The organism is Raoultibacter phocaeensis, assembly GCF_901411515.1.
Lineage (GTDB): Bacteria > Actinomycetota > Coriobacteriia > Coriobacteriales > Eggerthellaceae > Raoultibacter > Raoultibacter phocaeensis.
Window position 1 is genome coordinate 56,052 of the sequence record NZ_CABDUX010000001.1, and the last position, 15,890, is coordinate 71,941.

Here is a 15,890-nt window from a genome sequence, read left to right on the forward strand (position 1 = left end):
CCTAGAACTGACGGAGGAACCGCATGTCGCCTTCGAGCAGCATGCGCAGATCGGGTACGTTGTACTTGAGGCATGCCGCGCGCTCGACGCCCATGCCGAACGCGAAGCCCGAGTATTCGTCCGGATCGATGTCCACGTAGCCGAACACGTTCGGATCGACCATGCCGCAACCGAGTATCTCGAGCCAACCGGTGCCCTTGCAGAAACGGCAGCCCTCGCCGTTGCAGATGCCGCAGCTTACGTCGACCTCGGCCGAAGGCTCGGTGAACGGGAAGTAATGGGCACGTACGCGCGTTTTGCGCTCGGGTCCGAACAGCTGCTTGCAGAAGTAGTCGAGCGTGCCCTTCAGATCGCCGAACGTGATGCCCTTGTCCACCACAAGCCCTTCGATCTGGGTGAACTGCGGAAGATGGCTTGGATCGGCCACGTCGCGGCGGTACACCTTGCCGGGTGCGATCACGTAGATGGGCGGCTTCTGCTGCTCCATCGCATGCACCTGCACGCCCGAGGTCTGCGTGCGCAGAAGCACGTCTGACTCGCCCTTGACGGCGGCCACATCGCCCGACAGGTCTCGCACGTAGAACGTATCGGCCAAACCGCGCGAGGGATGGTCGGCGGGAGCGTTGAGCGCCTCGAAGTTGTAGTAGTCGGTTTCCACTTCGGGGCCTGTGGCCACCGTGTAGCCGATGCCGAGGAAAATTTCGGAGATCTCGTCGATGATGCCGCTGATAAGGTGGCGCGTACCCATTTGCTGCGCACGGCCGGGAAGTGTCACATCGACCGCGCTCGCATCGATTTTCGCCGCAAGTTCGGCCGAAGCGAGTTCGGCTTTGCGCGCCTCGAGCGCCCCTTCGACTGCAACGCGCACTTCGTTAGCGGTTTTGCCGACGGCAGCACGCTCCTCTTTCGGCACGCTGCCCATCGATCTCAGATACCCGGTGAGCGTTCCCGACTTTCCGAGTACGCCTATGCGCACCTGCTCGAGCGCCGCAGAATCTCCAGCCCGAGCGATAGCCGCAAGCGTCTCTTCGCGCAGCGCTCCCAATTCGTCTGTCAGTGCCATGTTCCTGCCTTCCGTCTTCGCTTCCCGCGTACGACCCATACCGTACCCGGGGCAATAAAAAAGAGCCTGCCTCATCCCTGCATCCAAGGACGAGATAAGCTCTCGCGGTACCACCTCGGTTGGCGAAGGCTCGCTACGCGCACTGCGCAGCCAAGCTATCCGCCCTCTCGTTTGCCCGGTAACGGGAGCGCCCGGCGAAACCTACTGGCGTCGTGCAATCCGACCGTTCAGCCCCGCTGCTGGTAAAGTGAATCATCGCGCATGTCGCCGAGTCCTCTCAGCCGGTGAGACCCTTCTCTGGTTGCGTCATGGTGTCGCGATGCTGTCTTCGTCATAGCATTTCTTGTATGGTGTTGTAACGCGTTAGTATAACCCATTGCGCGCCTCGTGCGAAAAAATTTTCACAGAGGCCCCGAGGTTTCACAGAGCAGAACCGAGGCTTTGAGCGCAATGGGCGCAAGCATGCGGATCGAACACCGCATCGAAAAACGGTATGGTTCGTCTGCCAAAATGCGCGGATGTCTCAAGCACGATCAGAGCACGGGAACGTTCTCGCGCTATACGACCAGCGCCTCGTCGTGCACGGTGCCGAGCGCTTTGATCAAGTCGATGATGAGCGTCGCGTTTTCCGTTGCCTCGGGATGGGAGTAATCGGCATCGGACATGACAGCGACGAGATAGTCGCCCGTCGGGCTTTCCACGATGCCCGCATCGTTGAGCGCAGCCGCACTGCCAACGAAGCTGGACTCGAACCCTGCTTTCGCACGCACCTCGCACTCTGATCCGAGCGCCTGCCGAATAAACGAGATCTCCGTTGATCCGAACAGCTTTTCGATACTCTGCGCACCCTCGGTGTTCGTTTCAAGGTACGCGTCGATGGCGATCCAGTACTTTGCAAGGTCGCGCGCGCAGTAATTGTAATACCAGCCGGCCTCGCTTTCCGCCTCGGGAACGCCCGCCCCTGCGGTCCACGCATCCCAGCTATCGCCGTCGTAGTGGTTGCGCAGCATCGCGTAACCCGTATTGTCCGAATACATGATCGTGTTAGCCACGACCTCCTCGAGCGTGTACTCGTCTTTGTCTTCTTCCAAGGCCATGATGCCCGTGCCGCCGCGCACATCGTCTTTGACAAGCGTGCTGCCGAGATCGGCTTCGCCCGTTTCGATGAGCTCTTGCCACAGGAAGGTGGCAAACGGAGCCTTGACGGTACTGGCCGAGAAGAAATTCTCATCGGCGTTGTAGCTGACGCCCCTGCCCGTTGTGAGGTCGAGTACCACAAAGCCCGTATGGTAGCCGGAATCGCCGAACGCCGAAATCGCCCGTTGCAGAACGGCTGCGTGCTCTTCGGCAAGGGGTTCTGAAGTACCGGTAAGCACGGAGAATGCAGTGATTTCGCGTCCACTCGGTACGATATCGAGGTCCGCCGCATCCAAAGCGAGATGCGGCGCATCGGTCACGATCCTCGACAGTGCGCCGTCTATCGCCGCGCTCAGATCTGATGGGCCTTCGGCACGACCGTCGTACTGGCCGCCGGAAGCAAGCGCACCGAACAGCATCGTTCCTCCCGCGCATACGCAGCACACCACCGCTACAACAACCAAACCCCGAAACAGCGAGAACCCACGAGGTCTCCCGCCGCATGCGGTGGCCTCGACGAACAGCGGCGTTGCAGAGCTTCGCGAAGTCCGGTTGGAAGAGCGTCCTGAGATGCGGGCGCCTCGATCCTGTGCGGGAACCCGTCGTTGCTGCGCGGCGCCTTCAACCCGAGCGTGCCTTTTTTCCGCGTATACCGCCGAGCGGTTATCGGATAGATGGACGCGCTCCGTCCGCTGTGGAGCTTTCGAGGCGCGCGGCATGCCGCTTGCGCGATCGCCCGCATCTTCATCCTCGAAACCGCCGGGCACCGAGCGTCCCGACCCGAAAGAGACCGACACCCGCTCCACCGTACGGCGGGAACGCACACTTGCACGATCAGGCCCCGCAATGCCGTCGCGAGGCCGAGGTGTTTCGCCATATGGGTATCGTTCGCTCATATCTATGCATGATACTCATATATTGAAATCCTTCAAATAGATTTCTCCAAGCGCGGTCAAAAACTTACCCTGAACAGCGTCGGAAGCCCTGAACTCAAGCAGTAAACGCGGCAGATAGACACCGGCGCATCTACGCAGCGAGTACGGCTGTATGGAGATCGTCGAGAGCTTCGATGAGGTCGACGATAAGCCACGCGTTATCGGTGAGCCACTCCGAATCGTAGTCGATATCGGACATGACGGCGATCAGGTAATCGCCCGAAGGGCCCGAAACGATGCCGGCATCGTTGATGGCCCCTAGATCCCCGTTTTCGGAATCCACCTCGAAACCCGCTTTGGCGTACACACTCGCACGGGAGCCGAGCGCTTCGCGCAAAAAGGACACCTCGGTTGTTCCGAGCAGGTTCTTCAAACTCTGCGCACCTGCGCTCTGCGATTCGAGGTACGTTTGGACGGCTATCCAGTACTGCGCTAAATCTTTCGCGCTGCAAAACGGGTAGTACCCTTCTACGCTCACGCCCTGTTCGACCCCCGCCGCAACTGTCCACTCGTCCCATGCGGGCCCTTCGTAGTGCTCGCGCAGCATCGCGTAGGCGATGTTGTCCGAATACACGATCGCATCGGCCAACACCTCTTCGAGCTCGTATTCAGTTTTATCCTCGGTAAGCATGACGCCCGTGCCGCCGATTTCGACATCCTTCTCCAATACCTCCGACACGCTGATTTCGCCCGGATCGATCAGATTCTGATACACGTAGGCGGCAAACGGTGCCTTAACGGTGCTCGCACAGAAGAACTCGTCGTCGGCGTTGTATCCAACGCCTTTGCCCGTCGAAAGGTCGAGTACGACAAAGCCTGTTCGATAGCCGTACGAAGCGATGGCTCCGATAGCGTCTTCGACTGCGGCAACCTGAGATGAGTCGAGCAGCTCAGACGTGGCATCGAGCGCCGAGAAGAGGTTGATGTCCGCCGCGCTCGAAGCGGCATCAACGGAAGCCGGATCGAGGGCGAGGCTCGGTTCTTCGACCGCGGGCACGTCGACCGCAGGAGCATCGCTCGGCTCGGAGAGAACGGCGCCGACATCGGGGTCGGACGTATCCGGCTCGCCCTGAGCAAGGATGCTCGAAACGCCCCAGATTCCCCCACCGAGCACCAATACCGCCAGAGCGGCAGCGAGGAGGGCCGGGGATACCGGCAGGATCTCATACCATCGCGGTTTACCGCCCACGTAGATGTTTCTCGCCATGCGGCGTCCCGGCCTTTCAAAATAAAAAACCTGCTGATCACAGGTAGTAAATGTACATCGAGCGATTCTGCTCATAGGCAATATTGTGGCAAATAACGCTGTCCGGTGATGCACTGCGCTGCGAATCTCCACATAAATCTGGGGTATTCGACAAAAGGGCGCGACACAGACAAGGTGCACCGAAACGCTGGGAAAGGTTCGATCTGCTGTTGTTTGCACGTCGATGCGTCGCGAGAACCGACTATCGGGTAGAATTGCACCCGAACACCGACTGCGCCGCACATGCGTGCGCAAAGGAGGCACGCATCTCGATGAGCCGAACACCCGAAAACGTCCGCTTGCGACCCGCATGCATCGAGGATGCCCGGGCCATCCTTGCCCTGTATGCACCGTACGTGGAAGATAGCCCCATCACATTCGAAACCGAGGTGCCCCCCCTCGCATCGTTCGAAGCGAGAATGGCCGACATCGTGCACCAGTATCCGTACCTCGTAGCCGAAAGGAGCGGTGCGATTGTCGGGTACGCCTATGCGCACCCCATCGGCGAGAGAGCTGCATATGCCTGGAACGCCGAATTGTCCGTATACCTCGGACCGTCCAGCAAAGGCGCAGGGCTCGGGCGGGCGCTGAGCACCGCGGTGCTCGACCTTCTGGCCATCCAGGGAATCCGCAACGTGTTCAGCCTGATCACCGTTCCCAACGAGGCAAGCGTCGGGTTGCACGAAGCCCTCGGGTTCAACCTCATGGGCGTGCAACGTCAGGCAGGATTCAAATGCGGCGCCTGGCACGATGTTGCCTGGTACCAAAAGCAGATCGGTTCGTTTTCGGGCGAACCAGCGCCGATCGTCCCTTTCCCCGCACTCGATGCGCACGCCGTCGATGCGCTGCTCGAGCGAGCGCTGCCCGCGCAGCACCGTACGCTTCCAAGCGAGTAAGCCATGCAAACGGGCAGGTTGTTCGAGATCGTCTATCTTCTCATGGACCGGCGATGCATGACCGCTTCAGAACTCGCCCGAGAACTGGAGGTATCGTCGCGCACCATCCGCCGCGACGTCGAAGCGCTTTCGGCGGCAGGCGTGCCCGTATACATGACGCGCGGCAAAGGCGGCGGCATCCACCTGCTTGACAACTACGTGCTTGACAAATCGCTCGTATCGGAATCGGAGCAGGAAGCAATACTTGCCGCCCTCTCGGCCCTCGGAAGGACCGGGGCGGTCGATAACGACGCGGCTCGCGACCGGCTCGCACGCGTGTTTCAACGGGAACCGGTCGATTGGGTCGACATTGACTTCTCGTTTTGGGGAGCTCCGCCCGAATACAAACACGCATTCGATCTGATTCGCACAGCCATCTGCACGCGGCATCTTTTGAGGTTCTCGTATTTCGACGCTGCGGGCAACGCAAGCGTGCGCACGGTCGAACCCGCTCGCCTTGTGTTCAAGGAGTCGTGCTGGTACCTGCGGGCGTACTGCCTTGCCAGGCAGGATTGGCGCACCTTCAAGCTGTTTCGCATGAACTGGGAAGACATGGAGATCCTTCCCGAAACGTTCGCCTACCGGCCCGTACCCGAAACGCTCGGAGAATCAGGGGCGGGACCGCGCGGTACAACCGAGCTCAAACTCCGCTTCAACCCCGAAGCCAAGGAGCGCGTTCGCGAGGAGTTCGCGCCCGAAATGATCACGTTTCGAGAAGACGGATACCTCGACGTCGCGCTTGCCTGTACGCTCGACGAACGCACGAGGTTCTATCTGCTTTCGTTCGGCTCGATGGTCGAGGTGCTCGCACCCGCTGAAGCGAGGCAGTGGCTTATTGACGAAGCGCAGCGCATCGCAAACCGCTACCGTGCGCAGTAAACGACGGTTTTCGATTTCTTTCTTAAAAGAGGACATGCCCTGTCCTCTTACTCGCGGTACGCTTGCCCCGTCACCATCAATCGAAAGGAATGACCTATGGAATACACCATCGTCGAACTCCCCGAGCGCCGCGTTGTCGGACCCGTTATCCGCACCTCGAACGGAGCTCCCGACTGTTCCGAGAAGATCGGCGGTCTTTGGCAGGCGTTCATGGGCAACGGCATGGCCGAATCGGTACCCGATGCGGTAACCGAACCCTATACATGCTTCGGCCTGTATTATGATTACGCCATGGACGACGAAACGTACGCGATGATGGTCGGGTGCGAATCTTCAGGCGAACCGGTTCCCGAAACCATGGAGGAACTCGTGATACCGGCAGGCACGTATGCGAAGTTCACCGTGCACGGCGATTGCGTCAACACGGTCGTCCAGGCATGGAACGAGATCTGGGCGATGGAAGATCTGACGGCGCGGCGCGCCTGGACCGTCGATTTCGAAGCGTATCCTGCGATGGAAGACGAGAACGATACCGACATCGATCTCTACATCGCACTTGCGAAGTAGCCCACATACTCTTTAGGAAAGGAAACCCATGGCAGAGAAGAAATTCGATTTCAAGAAGGAATACCCCGATCTCTATCCTTCGAAAACGAAACCGACAATCGTCGAAGTACCTGCCATGGGCTTCATCATGGTGCCCGGCACAGGAGACCCCAACGTCGAAGGCGGCGAATACGAGCACGCAATGAGCCTTCTCTACGGCCTTTCGTTCACCATCAAAATGTCTAAAATGGCAGGAACGCAACCGGAAGGGTACTTCGAGTACGTCGTCAGTCCGCTCGAAGGTCTGTGGTGGACCGATGATGTACCCTTCGAGGGCATGCCGATTCAGGACAAAAGCGCGTTTACGTGGATCTCGATGATTCGCCAGCCCGATTTCGTAACCCCCGCCGTTTTCGAATGGGCGGCAGGCGAACTCTCACGGAAAAAGCCCGAACTCGACCTTTCCCGTGCGCGCTTCGAAGTGTTCGAAGAAGGCCTCTGCGCCCAGATTCTGCATAAAGGGCCCTATGACGATGAACCTGCGACCATCATCGAACTGAACCGCTTCATCGAAGCCGAAGGCTACGATACCGATATTTCGTCAGCACGTGAACCGTTCCCGCTTGCCCGCAGGCATCACGAGATCTATTTAGGCGATCCACGCAAGTCGAAACCTGAGAACCTTAAGACGGTCATCCGCCATCCTATCCGAAAGGTTTGACGTTCGCTCGAAAGACTTGACGCCCACCGCTCACGCGCTTCATCACTTCGAATCCGCACGAACCCCATAGGTGCGATGCCTTCCTTCGCTATACTATTTCGGTAATGAGTTATGTAGACAGCCACGCGGCTGCAAGCCGAAATAGCGAAGGAGCGCAGCGTATGGTTCGCACGATTCCCGCCAAAACGATTCTTCAGAAGTCCCGATATGAACCTTCTGAATGGTTCGGCGTCGATTACGTTATTAACCTGTACCGCGGATGCACCCACGGATGCATTTACTGCGACAGCAGAAGCAATTGCTACGGGATAAAGGATTTCGAAGACGTGCAGGTCAAGGAAGATTCCGACGTACTTTTGGCGAAAGCGCTCCATGCAAAGAAGAAGAGCGGCGTCATCAGCACCGGCGTCGTTTCCGACTGCTACAACATACACGAGCAAGACCTCCGCGTGACGAGAAGCGCCCTTTCCATCATCGCCGACTGTCGGTTCGGGGCCGATGTCAACACGAAAAGCCCACTCGTCACCCGCGACATCGATGTGCTGCAGAGAATATCGTGGGCGAATTCGGCATCGGTCAGGTTCACCGTCACCGCTGCGGACGATGCGCTGGCGAAAACGGTAGAGCCGCATGCGCCTTCAAGCAGCGAGCGGTTTTCCGCTCTGAAAGAAGTCAGCGACGGCGGCGTGTTCACCGGCATCATGCTCACCCCTCTCATCCCGTTTGTCACCGACACGAGGGAAAACATCGAGCAGATCGTCGAGCTTGCCCATCAAGGCGGCGCGAAGTTCATCTACACGCTCGGCGGCATTTCCATCCGCGACGGGCAGAAAGAATTCTTCCTCGATAACCTGAAGCACATATCGCCGAAGCTCGCCCGGCAATTCAAGGAAGTGTACGGAGCGTCGTACTTTTGCTACAGCCTCGAATTGAACGATATTCTCAAGCGCATGAGAGAGCTGTGCGATAAGGCGAACATCGCGTATCACATGGACGACATCATCAAAGCAAGCAAATGCCAAGCCGATCGGGAGCAGGCAACCCTGTTCTGATCGTTCGGCTATCGCTTTCGGGACAGCAGACGAAGCGCATCGCCTATCGTATGCAGACACATTTGGAGAACGAAAGATGTGCTTCCGCCTGCCAGCATGCGGCCGCAGAGCAAGGTGCGGCCGCATGCGCGTTTACTCCACCGTGAAATCTTCCGACGAGAAATTGCGGTAGTAGCGTCCACGCTCGGCGGTGAAGCGCAAAACGCAGTAATCGGGATCGGTCACGCCCTCGGGATAGTACGTTGTATCACCCGGTTGCCAGATCATCTCTTTGAAGGTTGCGTCTTCGAGCACCTCCATCATGCCCTGAAGCATGACACCGCGGAAAAAACGCCGATCGACGAAATAGATGCACGCTTTCGGGTCACGACGAAAATCGGCCACCCGCCTCGACGACGTGTTGGTGGTGAAGTAGAACGTTTTGATGCCTTCGCGCTTTCTCGGAGGCAGCATCGCTTTGACGCCAGGGTAGCCGTCTTCGCCGACCGACCCGAGAAACGACGTATTCTGATGATCGATGAGCTTTCCGATGGTCGCTTCGATATCCCTCATGGCTGCACCTTCTTTTTCTTCGGCTTAGGATCGGGAAGCTCGGCGCACGTTGCCTTGACGAGTTCGACCAGCAGATCTCGGTCCTCGAGATCTTCAATGAGCAGCGCTTCTTTCGCGCCTTCGTACGGAACGCCGAGCGGGCAGTGCGGCACGAGGGCCCTGCCCGCTTCCGTGATTTTGATCATGAATCGATCGTCGCATATGAGCCCGAAGTACTTTCCCCCGAAGTACACCCCGTACTCGCCGAACATCTTTCGCGTATGCACCTGCCCTAAAGGTGCAAGCTGGTCGCATACGTACGCTACGAACTCAGGACTCGAAGCCATAAAACCTCCTCGCAACACGCTGCGCGCGAGCCCAGCTGAAACCGTTCGGACGATGATACTATAGCGAACATATGTTTGTCAATTGTAACCACACATGGCGTAGCTTACCGAATTCCGCCCGAACGAGGCTGTTCATCCCACTGTTATCGAACGGAAACCGAAGGCTTGGAGCCGACATGCTATCATGCGCTCACCCGCAGAGCGCGATCCTGAGCGCGCAAAGGGAAACCAAAACGAGACAAGGATTTTATCGCATGGGTATCTACGTGATAACCGGTGCCACAAGCGGCATCGGTGCCAGAACGGCCTCGATCCTCAAAGATCAGGGGCACACCGTAGTCAACATCGACCTCAAAGGAGGCGATATCGACGCGAATCTCGCCACGAGGGCGGGAAGACAGCAAGCGCTCGCCGAACTGCATGACCTGCATCCCGAAGGCATCGACGCCATGATCTGCAACGCAGGCGTGTCGGCGGCCAACGGAAACATCCCGCTGATCATTTCCCTCAATTACTTCGGTGCCACCGAAATGGCAATCGGGGCGAGGGATCTGCTCGAGAAAAAAGGCGGCAACTGCGTCGTTATCTCGTCGAACACGATCGCGCAGGGCGCGGCACGCATGGACGTTGTCGGCATGCTCAACAACCACGCCGACGAAGACCGCATCCTCGAACTCGTCAAAGATTACGATCCTTCGACCGCCCACGCGTTCTACGCGGCGACCAAGTACGCGCTCGCCCGCTGGGCCCGACGCGTGAGTGCCGACTGGGGCGCTCGCGGAGTCCGAATGAACGTTGTCGCTCCAGGAAACGTGCGCACCGCAATGACCGACCAGTTGACCGATGAGATGCTCGTTGCCGTCCGTGCGCTTCCCGTGCCCACAAATTACGGCGGCGATCCGCTCATGGACCCAACCGAAATAGCCAACGCCATCGTGTTTCTCTCTTCGCCCGAAGCGCGGGGCATCAACGGCGTCGTGCTGTTCGTCGACGGCGGAACCGATGCGCTGCTGCATTCCGAGAAAGTCTACTAGGAGGTTCCGAGATGATCGTCAACGCTTTCGTCGATGCAATGCTGAAGAAAGACCATGAAGCTCTGGCGGCGTGCTTCACCGATTCATGCCGTCTGTTCGACTACTGCCCTCAGCTCGTCGGCCTTGAGAACTTCTTCACCTACGGCAAGCGCGCCATCGACATGTTCTACCACAACCAGTTCGTCTTAAGCGGGTTTTCAATGCTCGACCCCCGCATTATCGATGAGCGAACCGTTAATTTCTACGCTGACTACAACGGCACCGTTGTGCATGCGATCGCCACGATAGAGAATTGCAACGACTCGAGCTGCTCGCTCGACAACAGCCTCATCCAAGAGCTCGTGATTCGCCCGGCGTAGGTGCACCGCCTGCGGTTAACCAGCATTCATCCAGGACCGAAGGAAAACTCGGGATTCCCCTTTCGACCTTCCATCATGCATGCGATGCGCTCCTTCAAACCGCGCGTTTGGCGGAGCGCCCTTTTCGCCTAGTTCGGTGACGGTTCTTCTTTGATGGGTGTTCGACACCATGAGAGTGGCAAAACGAAACAACGGTCAACGTTTGATGCTTGCCGCACCATACAGGCAATCGCTCGCATGACTCGACATCCTCTAGCAGCGAAACGCTCCCGATATGCGCAGTTTCTCGCGTTGTGTTGCGTTTTTCGGCAGCATGTTTCGCTTCGATCAGGTTGCTCTTTCTAGTCATCGGGGGAAACGCTCCCAGGTCAGCGCCGGGTAGCGGCCGTACAGCTTCGCTGGCGCCCAAAGCGCAACACAACGCGAGAAACTGTGTCGAAAAACCCCGCGCCATTGTTAGAGAATATGAACTGGATTTTTCGGGTTTGTTCCATTTGCGTTCATAAAGCGGACGCAATCTGTCCGCTTCTTTTTGCTATGCTTGCCTTATGAAAACGATCAAGGCAAAGAGTATTCTCCAAAAAGTCCGCTACGACGGGTCGCAGTGGTTCGGCATCGACTACACCATGAACCTGTACCGGGGATGCACGCACGGCTGCATCTACTGCGACAGCCGAAGCGACTGCTACCGCATCGATACCTTCGACGAGGTGCGCGTGAAGTTCGACGCGCTCGCCATCTTAAACCGCGAGCTGCGCTCGCGCAGGAACAAGGGCGTCGTCGGCATCGGTGCCATGTCGGACACGTACAATCCGTTCGAGCGCGAGCTTAAGGTAACGCGCGGTGCCCTCGAACTCATCGAGCAGTACGGATTCGGCGTGTCGATCGACACGAAGAGCACGCTCATCACCCGCGACATCGACCTTCTGCAGCGCATCGGACAGCAGCACTCGGCGATAGCCAAGCTCACGATAACCACCGTCGACGACGAACTCGCCCGCCTGCTCGAGCCGGGCGCGCCCCTTCCGAGCGAAAGGTTCGCAGCGCTCGCCGAGCTCGCCCGCGCAAACATCTTCTGCGGCGTGCTGTTTTCCCCAATGCTTCCGTTCATCACCGACAACGACGAGAGCATCGAAGCCCTGGTGGCCGCTGCGGCGAAAGCGGGTGCGAAGTTCATCCATACGCTCGGAGGCGTAACGATGCGCGCCGGCCAGAAGGAGCACTTCCTTGCCCGCCTCGCCGATGTGTCACCCGACCTGCCCGAACGCTACACGAGCACGTTCGGCGACCGATACTTGTGCAACTCGCCGCGCAAACGCGAAGCGCTCGCCCTGTTTCGCAAGCGCTGCAACGAAGCGGGCATCCTCTATCGGATGCCCGACATCATCGAGGCGTACAAGAAGCAGGAACCGAACCAGATGGGGCTGTGGTAGGGCCTGCCCTGCAATTTCGATGATGGAGAACAGGGCGGCCCGTTTCGATGCGGCGCACCCGAGCAACGAGCAACGAGCAACGAGCAACCGATGCTAACACGGACGAATCGGATCTGAAAGCGTTCTCAATGCCCTCGCTTCTTCTCCTTGCGTTTCTGCTGCTTGAGTTGGAAACGGCGCTGCGCCTCATCGTGGCGCTCGGCGCGATCTTCTTTCTTGCGCTCGGTCTTCGCCGCCTCGTAGCCTTCGCGCACAGCCTGCTGGGCCTTCGTGCCGACACCGCGGTCTTCTATTGTACGGCGCACGATGCGCTGCATACGTTTGGGGTTGATCTTGCCGCGCCGAACCGGCGATTCCCGCCCTTCGCGGGTCCCCATCCGAAACGCAAGCCGGTGCCAACGAGCGCATACGAATGCGAGCACGGTTTCATCGGTCGGCTCATGGGGGCCGAACACGATGCGACGGGCACCGTAGAGCCCGTCTTCCTCGCGTTCGCAGATGCCGACCCAAAATTGGCCGTCGTGAAGTATCGTCAATGTCGATGATGAATTGACCTGCATGAATCCTCCTCTATCACGGTAGTGCGCGAAGAAGGGACAACCAAGGAGGCAGGTTACTGACGGAATTCGTTCGAGGCGCGCTCCACGAAACGCAAACCCGGGCAAACACCGCATCCGGACTACCGGCCGGATCGTGTTTTTATCTTCGCAACGCCCAGTATAGCGCACTGCGAACTTTCTTCGGACACAAGCGTGAGCTAATCCAAGTGGAAAAGCTCTTCCACCGTTGTTTCCAGCTCGCGCGCCAGATGTATGGCAAGCGAAAGAGAGGGATCGTATTGGTTGTTTTCGATGGCGATAATCGTCTGGCGGCTTACGTCGCAGCGATTCGCAAGGTCTTCTTGACGAAGGCCCGCTGCTTTGCGCAAGGCCTTAATATCGTTTCTCATAGCGAGCTACCCGATATACAGGGCCATGAAGCCCACGACGAACGTCACAAGCATGACGCCGACTGCAGTTACGAGACCCTGCATTAAACGACTCGGCTCTTGGTATTCGTCATCCCCCGCTACCATCTTGCGTTTCATCGATTGCTCGTACAAACCTTGGACGAGCAAGGCTGCTATCAGGAAAAGCGAAGGCACGTAGTTATAGACACGGTTGAACCCGAGATAAAGAACCAGCTCTACAATCGTCCAAGCGATCAAGACAATGAGGACGAACTTGAATCCGAGAGACTCGGACCTCATTCTGATAGACCGTTCCATTTCATCCATCTTCACCTTCATACCTTTGCCTCCGATACTCAAATGTCAAACTTCCTTTACATTTTGAGTATTCCATGATCCGTAGAAAATGTCAAATACTTTTTACATTTTGCCCTTGAACAAAGCTCGGCAACCGCAACATATGCCGTATGCGCAAAACCGCCCGGCCCAATCGTAAGGAAACCGCAAGGTTTGCCGAAGGTGGATGCAAGGCGGCGTGTGTACGATGGAAACGAGCCGGGAAAGAACGCGGCTCAAGCGCAAAACACCCAGGCGAAAGGACACGCCATGCACGTACTCCCGAAAGCACTTTTCCTCACCATCGCTGCAGCAACCGCCGTTGTCGTCGTAATCGGCACGAAAGAGATGAGGCGTTGCCGGTAAAGCACGGCCTCGCTGGCAACCGCACGGGACCGACATGGTATAGTGCCATCGCAAGCTACGAAAGGCGATACATGGCACGCATTCTCATTGTCGACGACGACGCCGATCTCTCGGCCATAACAGCGCGATTTCTCGAGTCGGAAGGGTACGAGACGACGCGGGCGGGCTCGGCCGAGGAAGCGTACGATCTCCTCACCCGCCACCCCGTTGATCTCGTGCTGCTCGACATCAACCTCCCAACCGAAGACGGATTCGCTATCTGTTCGGAAATCCGACGCGCAAGCACCGTTCCCCTTATCTTCGCCTCCGCGCGCACAAGCGAAACCGACCGCATAACCGGGTTCGACATCGGTGGGGATGATTACCTGCCGAAACCCTATTCCCTGCGCGAGCTCCTCTCGCACGTGAAGGCTCTTTTGCGCAGAGCGTCCGATTTCTCGAACCCGACGGCGACGTCCCGCACCGTCGGGCCGTTTGCCATAGACGAAGCCGCAGGCATTCTTGCCAAGAACGGCGAGCCTGTTGCGCTTTCGCCGAAGGAGTTCGCTCTCGCTTGCCGCCTCATGAGAGCGCCGGGTACCGCGGTGTCCAAAGAGCAGCTCCTTGGCGATGTGTGGGGACCGTTTTCCGATGTCGAGCCGCAGACGGTTTCAGTCCATATGAACTGGCTGCGCACGAAGCTCGAGGACGATCCCCAGCATCCGCGCCATTTCGTCACCGTACGCGGAAAGGGTTACCGGTTCGACCCGTGCGAGACGGCATCGTGACGAAACCCGCTGCACATCCCCGAACGTCCCGCGAAGCTCGCCGCATCACCAGCAGGCTCGTCGGCTTCGTCGCATGCGCGTCGCTTGTGCTCGTCGCGCTTGCAATCGCCGCGACGGTGATCCTCGGAAACGACCAGACCGCCTCCGAGACCAGAAGCCGCATCATCGAGCTCAACGAAACCCGCGCCCTCTTGGCCGATGCAACCGACGCGCACGGCGCCGAAGGCGCGAATGCGCTCCAGGAGGCCGATGACTCGCTCGCACGGGCCCAGGAATCTCTGCGGGCGGCGGCCAGCGCGCAGAGCCTGAAGCCACTTGCACTCGTATGGATCGTATGCGCTGCAGGCATTCTCGCCGCATGCGCGGTAGCGGCGTATGTGTACGCGAGCGTCGTGAGGCCGTTCATGCGGCTCGAATCGTTCGCCGACGAGGTGGCGTCCGGCAATCTGGATGCGCCCCTCGCCTATGAACGCAGCAATCCGTTCGGCCGATTCACCTGGGCGTTCGATAACATGCGCAAGGAGATAAAGCGGGCACGCGCCGCCGAAGCCGAAGCCATCGATCAGAACAAGACCATGATCGCCGCGCTCTCCCACGATATCAAAACGCCCATTGCCTCAATCCGAGCCTACTCCGAAGCGCTCGAGCTCGGCCTCGCGCGAAGCGAAGAAGAACGCGCTTCCTACGCGGGAACGATCATGCGCAAGTGCGACGAGGTATCCGAGCTTACCGACGACCTGTTTCTCCACGCCCTCGCCGACCTCGACGTCATCGAAGTCGGCACCGTAAACGCATCGGTCGATACAACCGTGCGACGCGCCGTAGAAGACTTCGACGCAACGGGAACCATCGTTATCACGCGCCTCGACGAAGCCATCGTCGCCCACGACCCCAAGCGCCTCGGCCAGGTGCTCGAAAACCTCATCGCGAACGCCCGCAAGTACGCGCCTGATTCGGCGATCGAGATCTCGGGGATGCACACGCCGGATGCCTACCGCATCGAAGTGCGCGATTTCGGACTCGGCATAGCGCCCGAAGATCTGCCGTTCGCATTCGACCGCTTCTACCGTGGCGCAAACGCAGGCGACGCGCCGGGAGCGGGGCTCGGGCTGTTCATCGCCCAACACCTTACCTTGCGCATGGGCGCAACCATAGCGCTCGAAGATGCGCGGCCCGGGCTGCGGGTTTCCGTTGAATTTCCCGCGGCTTCTTAAGGACGTCTTAATGTTGGGGCGCATACCATGCCTTTCAGAA

Annotated in this window: 19 protein-coding genes; 11 read left to right on the plus strand and 8 right to left on the minus strand. The window is 58.6% G+C overall.

What is annotated here, in order from left to right:
* Window position 1: 1 nt before the first annotated feature.
* The 3 genes from pheS to FJE54_RS00210 all read right to left on the minus strand — a co-directional run bounded on the left by pheS (window position 2) and on the right by FJE54_RS00210 (window position 4,342).
* Complete coding sequence (gene pheS, locus FJE54_RS00200; RefSeq protein WP_139650535.1) at window positions 2-1,063, minus strand: phenylalanine--tRNA ligase subunit alpha; 1,062 nt, start codon at window positions 1,061-1,063, stop codon at window positions 2-4.
* A 557-nt stretch (window positions 1,064-1,620) separates the two neighbouring features.
* Entirely contained in the window at window positions 1,621-2,619 is a 999-nt protein-coding gene (locus FJE54_RS00205; RefSeq protein WP_180326467.1) for a serine hydrolase, read from the minus strand.
* A gap of 607 nt (window positions 2,620-3,226) precedes the next feature.
* Window positions 3,227-4,342, minus strand: a complete 1,116-nt coding sequence (locus FJE54_RS00210) for a serine hydrolase (protein WP_180326468.1) — start codon at window positions 4,340-4,342, stop codon at window positions 3,227-3,229.
* Window positions 4,343-4,653: 311 nt separating this feature from the next.
* On the opposite strand from FJE54_RS00210, the gene FJE54_RS00215 reads away from it, so the two are divergent.
* The 5 genes from FJE54_RS00215 (at window position 4,654) to FJE54_RS00235 (ending at window position 8,514) form a co-directional block, all read left to right on the plus strand.
* On the plus strand, window positions 4,654-5,277 hold the full coding sequence (locus FJE54_RS00215) for a GNAT family N-acetyltransferase (RefSeq protein ID WP_139650538.1): 624 nt from the start codon (window positions 4,654-4,656) through the stop codon (window positions 5,275-5,277).
* Between the two features lie 3 nt (window positions 5,278-5,280).
* Window positions 5,281-6,195, plus strand: a complete 915-nt coding sequence (locus tag FJE54_RS00220; RefSeq protein ID WP_139650539.1) for a helix-turn-helix transcriptional regulator — start codon at window positions 5,281-5,283, stop codon at window positions 6,193-6,195.
* A 96-nt stretch (window positions 6,196-6,291) separates the two neighbouring features.
* Window positions 6,292-6,762 carry a GyrI-like domain-containing protein gene (locus tag FJE54_RS00225; protein ID WP_139650540.1) on the plus strand — a complete coding sequence of 157 codons (471 nt, stop codon included), beginning with the start codon at window positions 6,292-6,294 and terminating at the stop codon, window positions 6,760-6,762.
* A 28-nt stretch (window positions 6,763-6,790) separates the two neighbouring features.
* Window positions 6,791-7,462: a GyrI-like domain-containing protein gene (locus FJE54_RS00230; protein ID WP_139650541.1), complete on the plus strand. Its 672-nt coding sequence runs from the start codon at window positions 6,791-6,793 to the stop codon at window positions 7,460-7,462.
* Between the two features lie 161 nt (window positions 7,463-7,623).
* Window positions 7,624-8,514, plus strand: coding sequence for an SPL family radical SAM protein (locus FJE54_RS00235; protein ID WP_180326469.1), 891 nt, complete (start codon window positions 7,624-7,626; stop codon window positions 8,512-8,514).
* A gap of 132 nt (window positions 8,515-8,646) precedes the next feature.
* On the opposite strand, the gene FJE54_RS00240 is transcribed toward FJE54_RS00235, so the two are convergent.
* Both FJE54_RS00240 and FJE54_RS00245 read right to left on the minus strand, forming a co-directional pair.
* Window positions 8,647-9,066, minus strand: a complete 420-nt coding sequence (locus FJE54_RS00240) for a pyridoxamine 5'-phosphate oxidase family protein (RefSeq protein ID WP_139650543.1) — start codon at window positions 9,064-9,066, stop codon at window positions 8,647-8,649.
* Window positions 9,063-9,392 carry a TfoX/Sxy family protein gene (locus tag FJE54_RS00245; RefSeq protein WP_139650544.1) on the minus strand — a complete coding sequence of 110 codons (330 nt, stop codon included), beginning with the start codon at window positions 9,390-9,392 and terminating at the stop codon, window positions 9,063-9,065. Before FJE54_RS00245 ends, FJE54_RS00240 begins: the two co-directional genes overlap by 4 nt.
* Before the next feature lie 254 nt (window positions 9,393-9,646).
* On the opposite strand from FJE54_RS00245, the gene FJE54_RS00250 reads away from it, so the two are divergent.
* From FJE54_RS00250 to FJE54_RS00260, 3 genes are all read left to right on the plus strand, one after another.
* A complete protein-coding gene (locus FJE54_RS00250) occupies window positions 9,647-10,426 on the plus strand; it encodes an SDR family oxidoreductase (protein ID WP_139650545.1) in 780 nt (259 codons plus the stop codon).
* An 11-nt stretch (window positions 10,427-10,437) separates the two neighbouring features.
* Entirely contained in the window at window positions 10,438-10,785 is a 348-nt protein-coding gene (locus FJE54_RS00255; RefSeq protein ID WP_139650546.1) for a nuclear transport factor 2 family protein, read from the plus strand.
* A gap of 548 nt (window positions 10,786-11,333) precedes the next feature.
* Window positions 11,334-12,218 carry an SPL family radical SAM protein gene (locus FJE54_RS00260; RefSeq protein ID WP_139650547.1) on the plus strand — a complete coding sequence of 295 codons (885 nt, stop codon included), beginning with the start codon at window positions 11,334-11,336 and terminating at the stop codon, window positions 12,216-12,218.
* Between the two features lie 125 nt (window positions 12,219-12,343).
* On the opposite strand, the gene FJE54_RS00265 is transcribed toward FJE54_RS00260, so the two are convergent.
* The 3 genes from FJE54_RS00265 to FJE54_RS00275 all read right to left on the minus strand — a co-directional run bounded on the left by FJE54_RS00265 (window position 12,344) and on the right by FJE54_RS00275 (window position 13,527).
* Window positions 12,344-12,778: a YjdF family protein gene (locus FJE54_RS00265; RefSeq protein WP_139650548.1), complete on the minus strand. Its 435-nt coding sequence runs from the start codon at window positions 12,776-12,778 to the stop codon at window positions 12,344-12,346.
* Window positions 12,779-12,975: 197 nt separating this feature from the next.
* Window positions 12,976-13,167 (minus strand): helix-turn-helix transcriptional regulator, encoded by a 192-nt coding sequence (locus tag FJE54_RS00270; RefSeq protein ID WP_139650549.1) that lies wholly within the window; start codon window positions 13,165-13,167, stop codon window positions 12,976-12,978.
* Window positions 13,168-13,173: 6 nt separating this feature from the next.
* The gene (locus FJE54_RS00275) at window positions 13,174-13,527 is read right to left on the minus strand and encodes a hypothetical protein (RefSeq protein WP_139650550.1); all 354 of its coding nucleotides are present in this window, start codon (window positions 13,525-13,527) and stop codon (window positions 13,174-13,176) included.
* A 177-nt stretch (window positions 13,528-13,704) separates the two neighbouring features.
* On the opposite strand from FJE54_RS00275, the gene FJE54_RS15905 reads away from it, so the two are divergent.
* From FJE54_RS15905 to FJE54_RS00285, 3 genes are all read left to right on the plus strand, one after another.
* Complete coding sequence (locus tag FJE54_RS15905) at window positions 13,705-13,869, plus strand: hypothetical protein (RefSeq protein ID WP_180326470.1); 165 nt, start codon at window positions 13,705-13,707, stop codon at window positions 13,867-13,869.
* Between the two features lie 71 nt (window positions 13,870-13,940).
* On the plus strand, window positions 13,941-14,636 hold the full coding sequence (locus FJE54_RS00280; RefSeq protein WP_139650551.1) for a response regulator transcription factor: 696 nt from the start codon (window positions 13,941-13,943) through the stop codon (window positions 14,634-14,636).
* Window positions 14,633-15,850, plus strand: coding sequence for a sensor histidine kinase (locus FJE54_RS00285; protein WP_180326471.1), 1,218 nt, complete (start codon window positions 14,633-14,635; stop codon window positions 15,848-15,850). The genes FJE54_RS00280 and FJE54_RS00285 overlap by 4 nt, the downstream gene beginning before the upstream one ends.
* Window positions 15,851-15,890: the final 40 nt, after the last annotated feature.